The following is a 13,301-nucleotide window of genomic DNA, read 5'->3' as shown; positions in this document are numbered from 1 at the left end:
CCGCAAGCGGCGGCTAGCGCCCCAGGCCGGCCAGCACCCGGCGCGACATTTCGTCAAGGCTGACCACCTCGTCCACCGCACCGATCTGGGCGGCTTCCCGGGGCATGCCGTAGACCACGCAGCTGGCCTCGTCCTGGCCGTAGGTGCGGGCTCCGGCCTGATGCATGGCCAGCAGGCCCTGGGCGCCGTCCTTGCCCATGCCGGTGAGGATCACCCCGAGGGCGTTGCGCCCCACCAGCTGGGCGGCAGAATGGAACAGCACATCGACCGCCGGCCGGTGCCGGTTCACGGGCGGGGTCTGCAGCAGTTCGGTCACCAGACCAGAGGCGGTCTTGCGCACCTGCAGGTGGGAATGGCCGGGGGCGATATAGACGGTTCCAGCCTCCACCTTTTCATTGCCCTTGGATTCAATGACCCGGGGCGCGCACAGGCTGTCGAGGCGCTTGGCGAAGGAGGCGGTGAAGGTCTCGGGCATGTGCTGCACCACCAGGATGGGCGGGCAATCGGCCGGCATGCCCAGCAGGAAATGCTTGAGGGCCTCGGTGCCGCCGGTGGAGGCGCCGACGAAAATGATCTTGTTGGTGGCCACGCCCCGGGGCACGGAGGGTACGGGCTGGGCTGCGGCCGGCGGCTTGCGCAGGCGCGCCCCCTTGGCCGCCCGGATCTTCTCCGCCAGTTCCTGGGCGTAGTCGTCCAGGGAATGGCCGGGCTCCACCCGGGGCTTGCCGATGAATTCGACGGCGCCCAGTTCCAGGGCCTTGAGGGTGGTGTCGGAACCGGCCTCGGTATAGGAGGAGACCATCACCACCGGCATGGGCCGCAGGCGCATCAGGCGCTCGAGGAACTCCAGGCCGTCCATTTTCGGCATGGCCACGTCCAGCGTCAGCACGTCCGGATTGACGGTCTTGATCATCTCCCGGGCCGTCGGCGCGTCGGGAGCGGCTCCCACGACCTCCAGGTCGGGCTGGGAATTGATGAATTCGGTGAGCAGCTTGCGCATCACCGCCGAATCGTCGATTACGAGTACACGGATAGGCATGGCGGGTCAGGTAAAGAGTTCGATGTCCCCTTCCACCTTCGCTTGGCCCAGACGGGACTGGTATTCCTTTTCGCGGGTGAACAGGGTGTCGTTGTGGACCCGGTGCAGTTTCTTCACCAGGACCTTGCCGGTCTGGGGAAAGTAATAGACCTTCCGGGGATAGGAATCGAGCAGGTCCTTGGCAACCACGGGTATTTTTTCGGTCTTCAGGAAATTCAGCACAAACTCCGCATTGCGGGCGCCGACCTGGGTGGACGCCAGGCTGGAGAGGACCGCCCCGCCACCGAAGACCTTGGCCTCGAGGCGGCCGCGACGGGCGCCCAGCTTGAGCAGATGGTTGATCAGCACTTCCATGGCGTAGGTGCCGTAGCGGGCCGAGGTGCTGACCATGCCCTCGCCGCCCGCTTCGGGCAGCATGAAATGGTTCATGCCGCCGATCCCGGAATCGCCGTCGCGGATACAGGCGGCGACGCAGGAGCCGAGCACGGTGACCAGCAGCATGTCGTCCCGGGCCACGAAATATTCGCCGGGCAGGATCTTGGCCGCCGGCCGCTCGAAGCTCCGGTCGAAATAGCGATTGGTCGCCAGGTGCTCCACATACTCGGCACCGCCGGCGGCCGCAGCCAGGTCATCCCGGCTTTCGCGCCAGCTCATAGACTGTCTTTCCGAGGGAACGGAACAAGTCCGCAGCATGCAGGAAGCTCTCGGAATGGCCGGCGAACATCAGGCCCTCCGGGTTCAGCATGGGCGCAAAACGGGAAAGAATCTTGTACTGGGTCGGCTTGTCGAAATAGATCATGACGTTGCGGCAGAAGATCACATCCAGGGGGCCGCGCACGGACCAGCTGGGGTCCAGCAGGTTGAGGCGCTGGAAGGTGATCATGCGGCGCAGTTCCGGCCGCACGCAGACGTAGCCCTCCTGGTTGCCGGTGCCCTTGAGGAAGAAGCGCTTGACCTGCTCCGGGGACATTTTCTCCACCCGGTCGGCAGCATAGACGCCCTTGTCGGCCGTAGCCAGGACGTTGGTATCCAGGTCGGAGGCGATGATGGAAACATTGCTCGCCGCATTGCCCAGGGCCTCCTGCACGGTCATGGCGATGGAATAGGGTTCCTCGCCGGTGGAGGCGGCACAGCACCAGATCTTCAGGGGCCGCTTGCCGGCATGCTTCTTCAGGTAGTCGGCCAGGATGGGGAAATGGTGGGGTTCCCGGAAGAAGGAGGTGAGATTGGTCGTCAGGGAATTGACGAACTTCTCCCACTCCTGGGAATCGCTGTTCTTTTCCAGCCGGTCCAGATAGTCGCTGAAGGACTTGATGCCGGTGGCGCGCAGGCGCCGGGCCAGGCGGGAATAAACCATGTCCTGCTTGACCGGCGACAGGGAAATGCCCGCATGCTTGTAGATGAGCTTGCGGACCCGCTCGAAATCGGCGCTGGTGAAGACGAATTCCCGGGTAGCCGGGGCTGCCGCCGGCGGCAGGTTGAACAGGGGGCGCTTGGCATCGGTCATGGCTGACACTTCCTTGCTCGGAGAAGCTCCCGGCAACAAGGGCCGGGAGCGGGCTGGGCGGATGGAAAGGGCTTAGAACTCTTCCCACTCGTCATCGAGGGAGGCCGGCAGGTTGACGGGCTTGCCGCCGAACTTGGGTGACGGCACACGCACTTCCTGCTGCAGATGGGGAATGGCGGCCTGCGCCTGCCCCATGGCCGGGCTCGGGCCGGCGTGGCGGCCTGCCGGCGCCTCGTGGCCGAGGCGGAACACGGAAACTGCCTCCATCAGGCCGTGGGCCTGCTCCTCCAGGCTTTCGGCGGCAGCAGCGGCCTCTTCCACCAGGGCGGCGTTCTGCTGCGTGACTTCGTCCATCTGGCTCACCGCCAGGCCCACCTGCTCGATGCCGGCGCTCTGCTCCCGGCTGGCCTCGGCGATGTCGGCCATGATCTTGGCGACGCGCTTGATGGAGGTCACCACCTCTTCCATGGTGCGGCCGGCGGAATCCACCAGGCGGGAGCCGTTCTCCACCTTCTCCACGGAATCGGAGATGAGAGCCTTGATTTCCTTGGCGGCGGCGGCGCTGCGCTGGGCCAGGTTGCGCACCTCGGTGGCCACCACGGCAAAGCCGCGGCCCTGCTCGCCGGCCCGGGCCGCTTCGACGGCCGCGTTGAGGGCCAGGATGTTGGTCTGGAAGGCGATGCCGTCGATGACGCCGATGATGTCGGCGATCTTGCTGGAGGAGTGATGGATGGCGCCCATGGTCTGCACCACCTGCTCCACCACCTCGCCGCCCTTCACTGCCACCTGCTGGGCGCCGCTGGCCAGCTCGTTGGCGGTACGGGCATTGTCCGCATTCTGCTTCACCGTGCTGGTCAGCTGCTCCATGGAGGAGGCGGTCTCTTCCAGGCTGGAGGCCTGCTCCTCGGTGCGGGAGGAGAGGTCGGTGTTGCCGGAGGCGATTTCCTGGGCTGCCGTGTTGATGGCCTCGGTGGCGCCCTTGATGCGCTCGACGATTTCCTTGAGCTGCTCGACGGTGCTGTTGGCATCGTTCTTCAGCTGGCCGAAGGTGCCGGCATAGTCGGCCTCGATGCGGCTGGTGAGGTCGCCCTGGGACATGGCGTTGAGCATGCGGGCCACGTCGTCCAGGCCCTTCTGGCTGGTTTCCAGAAGACGGTTGATACCCTCGGAAAGCTGGCGGAAGAAGCCGTCCTTGCCCTCCAGCACCAGGCGCCGGGTGAAGTCGCCGTTGGCGGCACCGTTCACGATGTCGGCCACCTCGGCCTCCACCGCCACTTCGGCGGTCCGGTCCAGCCATTCCACGGCGGAGCCGAGGCGGATGCCGCGCTCATTCACCACCGGGGTCACGGTCAGGGAGAAGGTGCGGCCGCCCAGGTGCACGGTGGCGCGGTGGGAGCCGCTGAGGCGCGACAGCAGCCCGCGCTGGTGGGCCGGGTTCTTGTGAAAGACGTCGATGTTGGAACCGAGCAGGGTGGCAGCGCGGAAGTCGGGCAGGTCGCGGCGGATGTCGTCCTCCACCCGGCGGAACATGTCTTCCACCGCCTTGTTCATGTAGATGATGTTGTGCTGGTCGTCCGCCACCATGACGTTGGTAGCCACGTTGTCCAGGCCGATCTTGATGCGCAGGTTCTCGTTGGCGATGCGCTGGGCCTCGGCCACATCGAAGCCCAGCTTGATCTGCATGGCCTGAATGCCCTGCAGCAGGCGGCCCATCTCGTCGTTGCGGGTGATGTCCACCTGGTGGTTGTAGCGGCCCTGGCTGACGGCGCCGAAGGCGGCCTGAGCATCGGCCAAGGAGCGCAGGATGCCGCCGGAAAGGCGCCAGGCGATGAAGGTCAGCAGCACGATGACCAGCACGATGGCGCCGACGATGGTGCCGGTGGTGGTGGCCTTCAGGTCATCGGCAGCCTGGGCGTCCTTGCGCGCCTGGTCGGCGTGGTACTGGTAGAGGGCGTCGGTCTTGGCGGAAACCTCGTCGTAGAGCGGATTGATCTTCTCCGAGAGGATGCGCTGGGCTTCGGCAAAATGGCCTTCATTGAGGGCGTCCCGGGCCGGGTTGATGCCCTCGTCCACATAACGCTTGCGGGCGATGAAATAGGCTTCGGCCAGGGCCTTGTGCTCGTCGCTGCGGATGCTCTGCTGGTAGCGCTGCCAGATGGCCGTCAGCTCTTCCCGGTTCTTGGCGATGATGTCGGTGTGGGCCGTCACCGGATGCTCGTGGCTGGCCGCATTGCTGGTGCCCGGCTCATGCTGCAGGCCGAGCAGCACCTGGGCCCGGTTGTCCGCCACCAGCTTGCCGATGCGGGCCAGACCCTGGACCGGCTGCAGGCGGTCGGTGAAGGCCCGCTCCAGGCTCTCGTTGGTGTTGTTCAGGGCATACAGGCCCAGCACGCCGACCACCACGGCAAACAGGACTGCCAGGCCGAAACCCAGGCCCAGACGGGTGGCCAGGGACAGGCTGGCAAAACGGTCGCCCAGGCTGGGACCGCCGCGCACCACCTTGCCGCAGAGGATGCGCAGGGAGCCGGCCCGGTTCTCGCGGAACAGGCGGTAGGCATTTTCCGCCGCTTCCACCTGATCCCGGGAGGGCTTGCGGCGCACCGACATGTAGCCGACCACCTGGTCGTTTTCCCGGATCGGCGTGGCATTGGCCTCGACCCAGTAGTGGTCCCCGTTCTTGCAGCGGTTCTTCACCAGGCCGGTCCACGGCCGTCCCGCCTTGAGGTGGGTCCACATGTCCGCATAGGCTTCGGACGGCATATCCGGGTGGCGCACGATGTTGTGGGGCTCGCCGATCAGCTCGGCCTCGGTGAAGCCGCTGATCTCGATGAAATCCCGGTTGATGTAGGTGATCTGACCCTTGAGATCGGTCTTGGAGACGATCAGGGTGTCATCCCGCAGGGGCACTTCCACATTGGTGACCGGCAGATTGGTGCGCATGTTGGTCTCTCCGTCTGTTCCGGCCACCGCTTCCGGCGGCCAAGCAATTTTCTCTGTCTGGGTGCCTGTCTCAGGCCAGGGCGGCCACGTCGTCCATCAGTTCCATGTCCCGGGTGCTCATCAGCTGCTCGATGTCGGTGACGATCAGCATGCGTCCTTCCACCGAGGCCAGGCCCAGGATGAAACGGGTATCGAAACTGGCGGAAAAATCCGGGGCGGGGCGAATCTGGGGCGGGGTCAGGGCGATGACGTCGGAGACGCTGTCCACCACGATGCCCACCACCCGGCTCATCACGTTGAGGATGATGACCACGGTGAAGGGGGTGTATTCGATCTTGGGCTGCTTGAACTTGATGCGCAGATCGACGATGGGCACGATCAGGCCCCGCAGGTTGATGACGCCCTTGATGAATTCGGGCGCATTGGCGATCCGCGTCACCATATCGTAGCCGCGGATTTCCTGGACCTTGAGGATATCGATGGCGTATTCCTCCTGGCCCAGGGTGAAGGTCAGGAATTCGCTGGCCACCTGGTCTTCGTCGGTGGCGCCATTGCCGGCATTGTAGTTTTCCACTGTCTCGCTCCTTTGCTCAGGCTGCCCCGTCCGTCGCCTGGCCCTTGGCCATGGCCACCAGGGCCGAGGTATCCAGGATCAGGGCCACCCGGCCATCCCCCATGATGGTGGCGCCGGACACGCCCTGCACCTTGCGGTAGTTCTGTTCCAGACTCTTGATCACCACCTGGTGCTGGCCCACCAGTCCGTCCACGAAGAGGGCGGCCTTGGCCCCGTCCGCGTTGAGCACCACCATGATCCCTTGGTGGAACTCCCGCACCTTGGGCTCGGCGGCGAAGACCTCGTGCAGCACCACCACGGGCAGGTATTCGCCCCGCACCTGGATCACCCGGCCCTGGTTGGAAACGGTCTTGATGTCGCTGGGCTTCGGCTGCAGGGACTCGACCACGTAGGACAGGGGAATAATATAGATTTCTTCCCCGACGGCCACGCTCATGCCGTCCAGGATGGCCAGGGTCAGGGGCAGGCGCACCGTCATGCGGGTGCCGATGCCGGTCATGGATTCGATTTCGATGCGGCCGCCCAGGGCCTGGATGTTCCGCCGCACCACGTCCATGCCCACGCCCCGGCCGGAAACGTCGGTCACTTGGTCGGCGGTGGAAAAGCCGGGCTCGAAAATGAGGGCCCACACGTCCTGGTCGCTCATCTGGTCGGAGGCCGCCAGGCCCTTCTCCCGGGCCTTGGCGAGAATTTTCTGGCGGTTCAGGCCGGCGCCGTCGTCCCCCACCTCGATGACGATGTTGCCACCCTGGTGGGCCGCCTTGAGGGTGATGGTGCCGCCCGGCGGCTTGCCGGCGGCGACGCGCTTCTCCGGCGATTCGATGCCGTGGTCCAGGCTGTTGCGGATCAGGTGGGTCAGGGGGTCGGTGATCTTTTCGATGAGGCCCTTGTCCAGCTCCGTGGTCTCGCCGCTCATCTTCAGCTCGACCTGCTTGCCCAGCTTGCCGGAAAGATCACGCACCACCCGGGGGAAACGGGAAAAGACGAAGGAGATGGGCAGCATGCGGATGGACATCACCGCTTCCTGCAGATCCCGGCTGTTGCGTTCCAGCTGGGTCAGGCCGTTGAGCAGACGCTCGGGCGCCGCCTCCTGCATTTCCTGGGCCGTGGCCAGGAGCATGGCCTGGGTGATGACCAGTTCCCCCACCAGATTGATGAGCTGGTCCACCTTTTCCACCCCGACCCGGATGGAACTGTCGCCCGCGGCCACCGGCGGCGCCTTCGGACGGCTTTCGACGCGGGCTTCGGCTGCCGGCGCCACTAGCGCCGGCGCCGCGGCGGCAACGCTTGCCGGAACCACCGCAGGAGCGGTCGGAGGCGACGCCAGCGGAGCGGGCGCAGGCTCGCTCACCGGCGGCATGGTGCCGGCCTGGGGGAGCGGCACAAAGAAACCGTAGCCCTCCCCTTCCTCCAGCACAGGAGGCTCGGCCACCCCGGCAGCCGCACCGGCAGTGGCCGGCAGAGGCTCGAAGAAGCCGTAACCATCCCCTTCTTCAGCCACCGCTGCCGGAGCGGCAGCAGGATCGGGCAGGGGAGCGAAAAAGCCGTAGCCCTCACCTTCCTCGGCCACGGCCGGGATGGGGGCAAGGGCATCCTCCGCCGCCACCGGCTCGGGCAAGGGATCGAAGAAACCGTAGCCATCCCCCTCTTCCGCCATCGCGGCAGGCGCGGCGGGGGCCAGGCCGGGGGCGTCGTCGAAGAAGCCGTAGGCGGTCTCGTCCTGGGGCGCTCCGGGGGCATCGTCGAAGAGGCCGAAAGCCTCGTCGGCAGCTGCCGCCGGGGCTGCCAGGGGCGACAGGCGCCAGGCATCGGTCTCGGCGACGAAATCGAGGGATTCGGCCAGGGCTTCCCGCGCCACCTGGCCGTAAAGGCGCAACTGCCACAGGGAGGGAACGGGGCCGCTGGAACGGCTGAGCACTTCCAGGCGCCCCAGGCGCCCCAGGTCCTCGAGGAAATTTTCCAGGGTTTCCGGCACCGCCAGGGAAGCGGGCGTCGGCACGAACTCGATTTCCCAGCCGCCATCAACGCCGCTTTCCGCCGGGGCCACAACGGTTTCCGGCACAACGGCAGCAACCGCCTCGGCCCCTTCGTCCCGGGACAGCTGGCGCAGCTTTTCGCAGATGGCCTCCTGGGCCTCGGCGCTGACCGCCTCGCCGCCCTGGTGGGCGGCCAGCAGCAGCTTGAGCAGATCGCCGGCCTCGAGGAAGGCATCCACCATTTCCGGGCGCAGGCCGATCTCGTGCTTGCGCAGTCGGTCGAGCAGGGTTTCCAGGACGTGGGTGACGGCGGTCAAGTCGGTGAAGCCGAAGGTGCCGGAGGAACCCTTGATGGAGTGGGCCGCCCGGAAAATGGCGTTGAGGTCCTCATCCTCCGGGGCGCCCACGTCCAGCCCGAGCAGCAGGGATTCCATTTCCGCCAGGTGCTCCGCCGACTCCTCGAAGAACACCTGGTAGAACTGGCTCATGTCGATGGCCATGTTCGCCTCTCTGACCGACGCAGGGACTGAAGGGGACCGGGGCCGCGGCTCAGCCGATCACCTTCTTCACCACTTCCACCAGTTTCTGGGGATCGAAGGGCTTGACCAGCCAGCCGGTGGCGCCGGCAGCGCGCCCCTGGGTCTTCATGGCATCGGAGGACTCGGTGGTCAGCATCAGGATGGGCGTGGCCTTGTACTGGGGCAGGCCGCGCAGGGTGCGGATCAGGGTCAGGCCGTCCATGCGCGGCATGTTCTGGTCGGTCAGCACCAGGTTGATGGCGCGGGCCTTGGCCTTTTCCAGGCCGTCCATGCCGTCCACGGCCTCGACCACGTCGTAACCGGCACTCTTCAGGGTAAAGCTCACCATCTGGCGGATGGAGGCGGAATCATCGACGGCAAGAATGGTTTTGGGCATGGGAGACTCCGATTTTCAGAAGAGTTCGATTTCGCCGGTGTTGAAGCCTTCCTGGCTCACCGGATTATTGGAAGTGCGCTGGCGCAGGCCGTCCACCTGGGTGCGGGCCTGGAGCAGCGACTGCCGCAGGCTGTCGGCCTGGGCCGCGGACATCTCGCCCTGGCCGCACTGGGCCGCAGCCGCCAGGGCCCGAACCTCGCCCAGTACCGCCTGGACCGATTCGAGCCGGCCATTCACGTGGGACAGCAGCTGGGTCACCATGTCCTGGAACTGCAGGGAAACCACCGCCTGATTGACGCTCTGCTCCATGCTCTCGGAGATGTGGTTGAGCTCGTCGATGGTCTCGCCGGTACGGTGGTTGAGGGCCTCGATGTTCTGCATGGCCACCTCCACCCCCTGCTTGGACTTGAGGGCGAAGGTCATGTCCTGGGCCGCCATCTTGTTGATGGCCTGCTCGGTCATTTCGATGGATTGCTGCATGGTCACCAGCTGGCCGCGGATCTGCTGGCTGAAGTGGCTGGTGCGGCCGGAGAGGTCGCGCACCTCGTCCGCCACCACGGCGAAGCCGCGGCCCGCCTCGCCGGCCCGGGCCGCCTCGATGGCGGCATTCAACGCCAGCAGGTTGGTCTGTTTGGAGATGCCTTCGATCTCGCCCAGCATGCCGGTGATGCGCTTCATCTGTTCCGACATCTTGTCGGTCATTTCCACCAGTTCCATGGCCAGCTTGGAGTTGGCCACCACGCTGTCCACGAAGGCGTGCAGGGTTTCCGAGGTGTGCTGGGCGAAGCCGGCAAAATCGGCGGCGCCGTCCTCGCCGCGCTGGCTGCTGATGATGCCCGTGCCCAGCTCCTGCTGGCGCCGGGCCTGCTGGCTCATTGCGGTGAAACTCTGGATCAGGGTGCCGATGGCTTCCGAGAAAATCTGCTGGGTCCGCGTCACGTCGGCCCGGGCTTCCTCGAACTGGCTGTGGAATTCGTCGCTGGCCCGCTGCATCACCTCGCCGGTCTCGGCCAGCAGGCGCACGCCTTCGCCAGCGGCCACGTCACCGCCGGACGACTCCTTGCCGTCGGCGGAGGAATCGCGCAGCAACAGGGAAAACAGCAGCCAGCCGACGACGATGGCGCCGATGCCGACGGAAAAGGGGGCGCCGCGCAGGGCAGGGTCGATCGCCGCCATGGTCGCCGCCACGAGCAACGCCCATACCAGTCCGAAGCCAGACAATTTGGCCCATCCGTTCATCGTACCCAGTCTCCCCTTATTAGTTTGCTTGTGCTGGCTGACCGGACATTCTACAGGGGCGGGCGCCCGGATGGCACCTTGGTGCCGGGGGTCAGCGTTTCGGACGCAGGGATGGCGTCGTTGCTCACTTCCACATCAGGCGCGGCGTCCCGCAGGAACGCCTCCTCCGTCTCCTTGTTGAGGACGACGATGCTGATGCGGCGATTGACCGGATTGAGGGGGTCGTTGCGATCGAACAGCACGGTGGAGGACATGCCCACCACCCGCAGGACCTTGTGATCGTCCATGCCGCCGCTGACCAGTTCGCGCCGGGAGGAATTGGCCCGGTTGGCGGACAGCTCCCAGTTGGAGAAGCCCCGGGCGCCGGCGGCGAACTGGGCCGCATCGGTATGGCCGGAGAGGGTGATGCGGTTGGGCACCGCATTCAGCACCTTGCCGATTTCCTTGAGGATTTCCCGGGTATAGGGCTTCAGCTGGTCGCCGGCCAGGTCGAACATGGGCCGGTTCTGCTCATCCACGATCTGGATGCGCAGGCCCTCGCTGGTGATGTCCAGCAGCAGCTGGTTCTTGAACTGCTGGATGGCCGGATTGCTCTGGATGGCATCCTCGATGCGCTTCTTCAGCTCCTTGAGCATGGCCCGTTCGCGCTGCTTGGCTTCTTCGGAGGACTTGGAAACGCTGTGCTTGGCCGCGTCCTCGCCTTTGCGCACCTGGCCGTTCTGCCGGGTCAGGTCGAGGCCGCCGCCCTGGATCACCGCCGTGGCGTCGCCGGAACCGGAACCGCCCTGCATGGAAACCTTGAGTGGATTCTGGAAATACTCGGCGATGCCTTCCAGGTCGCCCTTGGCGGTGGAACCGAGCAGCCACATCAGCAGGAAGAAGGCCATCATGGCCGTGACGAAGTCGGCGTAGGCCAGCTTCCAGGCCCCGCCATGGTGGCCGCCGCCACCCTTCTTGATGCGTTTGATGACTATGGGGCGAGAGGAATCGTCGCTCATCGGCGCTTACCGGGCAAAAGGGTTCAGGACTTACTTGCCCTTGCGAGCCTTGAGTTCTTCTTCAAGTTCGCGGAAGGACGGACGGACATCGGAGAAGAGAACCTTGCGCCCGAACTCGATGGCCACCTGGGGAGCGTAGCCGGACATGGCGGCCAGCAGCACCACCTTGATGCACTGGTAAATCTTCGAGCCTTCGTGGGCCTTCTGCTCCAGCAGGCTGGAGATGGGCGAGACGAAGCCGTAGGAAAGCAGGATACCGAGGAAGGTGCCCACCAGGGCGCCGCCGATCATCTTGCCGAGCACGGCGGGCGGCTGGCCCACGGAGCCCATCACGTTCACCACCCCCATCACCGCCACCACGATACCGAAGGCGGGAGCGCCGTCGGCCACCTTGGCCATGGCATGGCCCGGCACCTCTTCCTCGTGATGGTGGGTCTCGATTTCCATGTCCATCAGGGCTTCGATTTCCAGGGTATTGAGGTTGCCGCCCACCATCATGCGCAGATAGTCGGTGATGAAATCGAGGACGTGGTGGTCGCCGGCAATGTCCGGGTACTTGCTGAAGATGGGGCTGGATTCGGGGTTTTCCACGTCGGCTTCGATGGCCATCAGGCCTTCCTTGCGCACCTTGGCGAGGATTTCGAAGAGCATGGCCAGCAGGTCGATGTAGAGGGCCTTGGTGTACTTGGAGCCCTTGAAGATGGAAGGCAGGGCGCCGACCGTCTTCTTGATGACCTTCATGCTGTTGCTGGCGACGAAGGCGCCCACCACCAGACCGACGATGGCGGCATATTCGGCGGGCACCCACAGGGCAGCCAGGCTGCCGTGGATGGCGTAGGTGCCAACCGAGGCCAGCAGGATGACTACATAACCAATGATGAGAAACATGCTTCCCCCCACTGCCCTTCCGGCAGCGCCTGCTGTATTAATTCGGTGTATGCCATTCTAGCAACAACCCTTACGGCTGAGCAAAATAGCATCGGGCCGGACAAAAGCCCCAGAAAAACTCCGCCAGCCGGCGGATTCTGGCCCCCGGAGGCGATCCATTTTGCCATTCATTATGGTGTCCCAAGGGCCCGGGGGCGAGGACAAATGTCTCTTATTTGGGCCCGGAAACTGTTTTAAACTGGCAAACATGCGCCACGCACACTCCTCCTCCCGCGATGAACTACTGTAGCCACTGCGGCGCTCCGGTGCACCTGCGCATCCCGCCGGGAGACAGCCTGCCCCGCCACGTCTGTGACGCCTGCGGCACCATCCATTACCTCAATCCCAAGCTGGTGATCGGCTGCATTGCCGAATGGGAGGAGCGCGTCCTCCTCTGCCGCCGCGCCATCGAACCGCGCCACGGCTACTGGACCCTGCCGGCCGGCTTCATGGAAAACGAGGAGACCACCGGCCAGGCCGCGGCCCGGGAAACCCTGGAGGAAGCCTGCGCCCGGGTGGAAATCGGCAGCCTTTTCGCCGTGGTGAACGTGCCCCACATCAACCAGGTCCATCTCTTCTACCTGGGCAAGCTGGTGGACGGCCGCCACAGCCCGGGGGAGGAAAGCCTGGAAACGGCCCTGCTGCAGGAAAGCGACATCCCCTGGCACGACCTGGCCTTCCGTAGCGTGCGCTTCGCCCTGGAACGCTATTACGCCGACAAGCGGGCAGGCCACTTCCGCCTGCACAGCCTGGACCTACCCCCGCCGCCGGCGGACTACCTCTAGGGCCGGCCCGCCCCCTACTCCTCCAGCTTGAATTCGATCGGCAGCACCAGCCGCAGCTCCCGGCCGCGCAGGGCTTCCGGCAGCGGCGTCGCGGCCAGGGCCCGGTTGAGCATTTCCAGCCCCTGGTCGTCGAGCAGTCCGTAGCCGCTGGAGCGCTGCAACTGCACCGTGCCGGCCAGGCCGGCGGGACCGCCCACCAGCACCACCACTTCCACCGTCCCCTCCCAGCCCCGCTCCCGGGCCAGCCGCGGATAACGCTTGAAGCGCCGCGCCTCCAGGGCCAGGGCCAGGCGGTACTGGCGCAGGGCATCGCCGCTGGCGCCTTCCCGGGCCGGCGCTGCCGCGCCCCGCTCGCCGCCGCCGGCCGCCGGACTGGCCGCCGCGCCGGACTGGCCCTCCCC

12 protein-coding genes are annotated in these 13,301 nt (G+C 65.7%); 1 reads left to right on the top strand and 11 read right to left on the bottom strand.

The annotated features are described in order from the left end of the window. Window positions 1-13: 13 nt before the first annotated feature. The 10 genes from AC1RTA_RS08150 to motA all read right to left on the bottom strand — a co-directional run bounded on the left by AC1RTA_RS08150 (window position 14) and on the right by motA (window position 12,076). Window positions 14-1,039: a protein-glutamate methylesterase/protein-glutamine glutaminase gene (locus AC1RTA_RS08150; protein ID WP_152090727.1), complete on the bottom strand. Its 1,026-nt coding sequence runs from the start codon at window positions 1,037-1,039 to the stop codon at window positions 14-16. Window positions 1,040-1,045: 6 nt separating this feature from the next. Further along, a complete protein-coding gene (cheD, locus tag AC1RTA_RS08145; protein WP_130459974.1) occupies window positions 1,046-1,693 on the bottom strand; it encodes a chemoreceptor glutamine deamidase CheD in 648 nt (215 codons plus the stop codon). Beyond that, window positions 1,668-2,546, bottom strand: coding sequence for a CheR family methyltransferase (locus tag AC1RTA_RS08140; RefSeq protein WP_014236795.1), 879 nt, complete (start codon window positions 2,544-2,546; stop codon window positions 1,668-1,670). Before AC1RTA_RS08140 ends, cheD begins: the two co-directional genes overlap by 26 nt. A 72-nt stretch (window positions 2,547-2,618) precedes the next feature. Then, complete coding sequence (locus AC1RTA_RS08135; RefSeq protein ID WP_014236794.1) at window positions 2,619-5,486, bottom strand: methyl-accepting chemotaxis protein; 2,868 nt, start codon at window positions 5,484-5,486, stop codon at window positions 2,619-2,621. A 70-nt stretch (window positions 5,487-5,556) separates the two neighbouring features. Continuing rightward, window positions 5,557-6,060 carry a chemotaxis protein CheW gene (locus tag AC1RTA_RS08130; RefSeq protein ID WP_130459976.1) on the bottom strand — a complete coding sequence of 168 codons (504 nt, stop codon included), beginning with the start codon at window positions 6,058-6,060 and terminating at the stop codon, window positions 5,557-5,559. 16 nt (window positions 6,061-6,076) lie between these two features. Beyond that, on the bottom strand, window positions 6,077-8,536 hold the full coding sequence (locus AC1RTA_RS08125) for a chemotaxis protein CheW (RefSeq protein ID WP_492784455.1): 2,460 nt from the start codon (window positions 8,534-8,536) through the stop codon (window positions 6,077-6,079). A 49-nt stretch (window positions 8,537-8,585) separates the two neighbouring features. Next, window positions 8,586-8,951 (bottom strand): response regulator, encoded by a 366-nt coding sequence (locus AC1RTA_RS08120; protein ID WP_014236791.1) that lies wholly within the window; start codon window positions 8,949-8,951, stop codon window positions 8,586-8,588. Between the two features lie 15 nt (window positions 8,952-8,966). Next, complete coding sequence (locus tag AC1RTA_RS08115; protein ID WP_416242991.1) at window positions 8,967-10,127, bottom strand: methyl-accepting chemotaxis protein; 1,161 nt, start codon at window positions 10,125-10,127, stop codon at window positions 8,967-8,969. 113 nt (window positions 10,128-10,240) lie between these two features. Continuing rightward, on the bottom strand, window positions 10,241-11,188 hold the full coding sequence (gene motB, locus AC1RTA_RS08110) for a flagellar motor protein MotB (protein WP_014236789.1): 948 nt from the start codon (window positions 11,186-11,188) through the stop codon (window positions 10,241-10,243). A 30-nt stretch (window positions 11,189-11,218) separates the two neighbouring features. Then, a complete protein-coding gene (gene motA / locus AC1RTA_RS08105) occupies window positions 11,219-12,076 on the bottom strand; it encodes a flagellar motor stator protein MotA (protein ID WP_014236788.1) in 858 nt (285 codons plus the stop codon). Between the two features lie 275 nt (window positions 12,077-12,351). Here motA and AC1RTA_RS08100 point away from each other — a divergent pair, with 275 nt between their 5' ends. Then, the gene (locus AC1RTA_RS08100; protein WP_492784454.1) at window positions 12,352-12,900 is read left to right on the top strand and encodes an NUDIX hydrolase; all 549 of its coding nucleotides are present in this window, start codon (window positions 12,352-12,354) and stop codon (window positions 12,898-12,900) included. Between the two features lie 14 nt (window positions 12,901-12,914). On the opposite strand, the gene AC1RTA_RS08095 is transcribed toward AC1RTA_RS08100, so the two are convergent. Next, window positions 12,915-13,301, bottom strand: a 387-nt coding sequence (locus tag AC1RTA_RS08095) for an energy transducer TonB (protein WP_492784453.1), incomplete at its 5' end; no start/stop codon positions are given.

The organism is Azospira sp. MPR-E4 (genome assembly GCF_058809645.1).
This window is presented reverse-complemented; position numbering and strand designations above follow the sequence as displayed.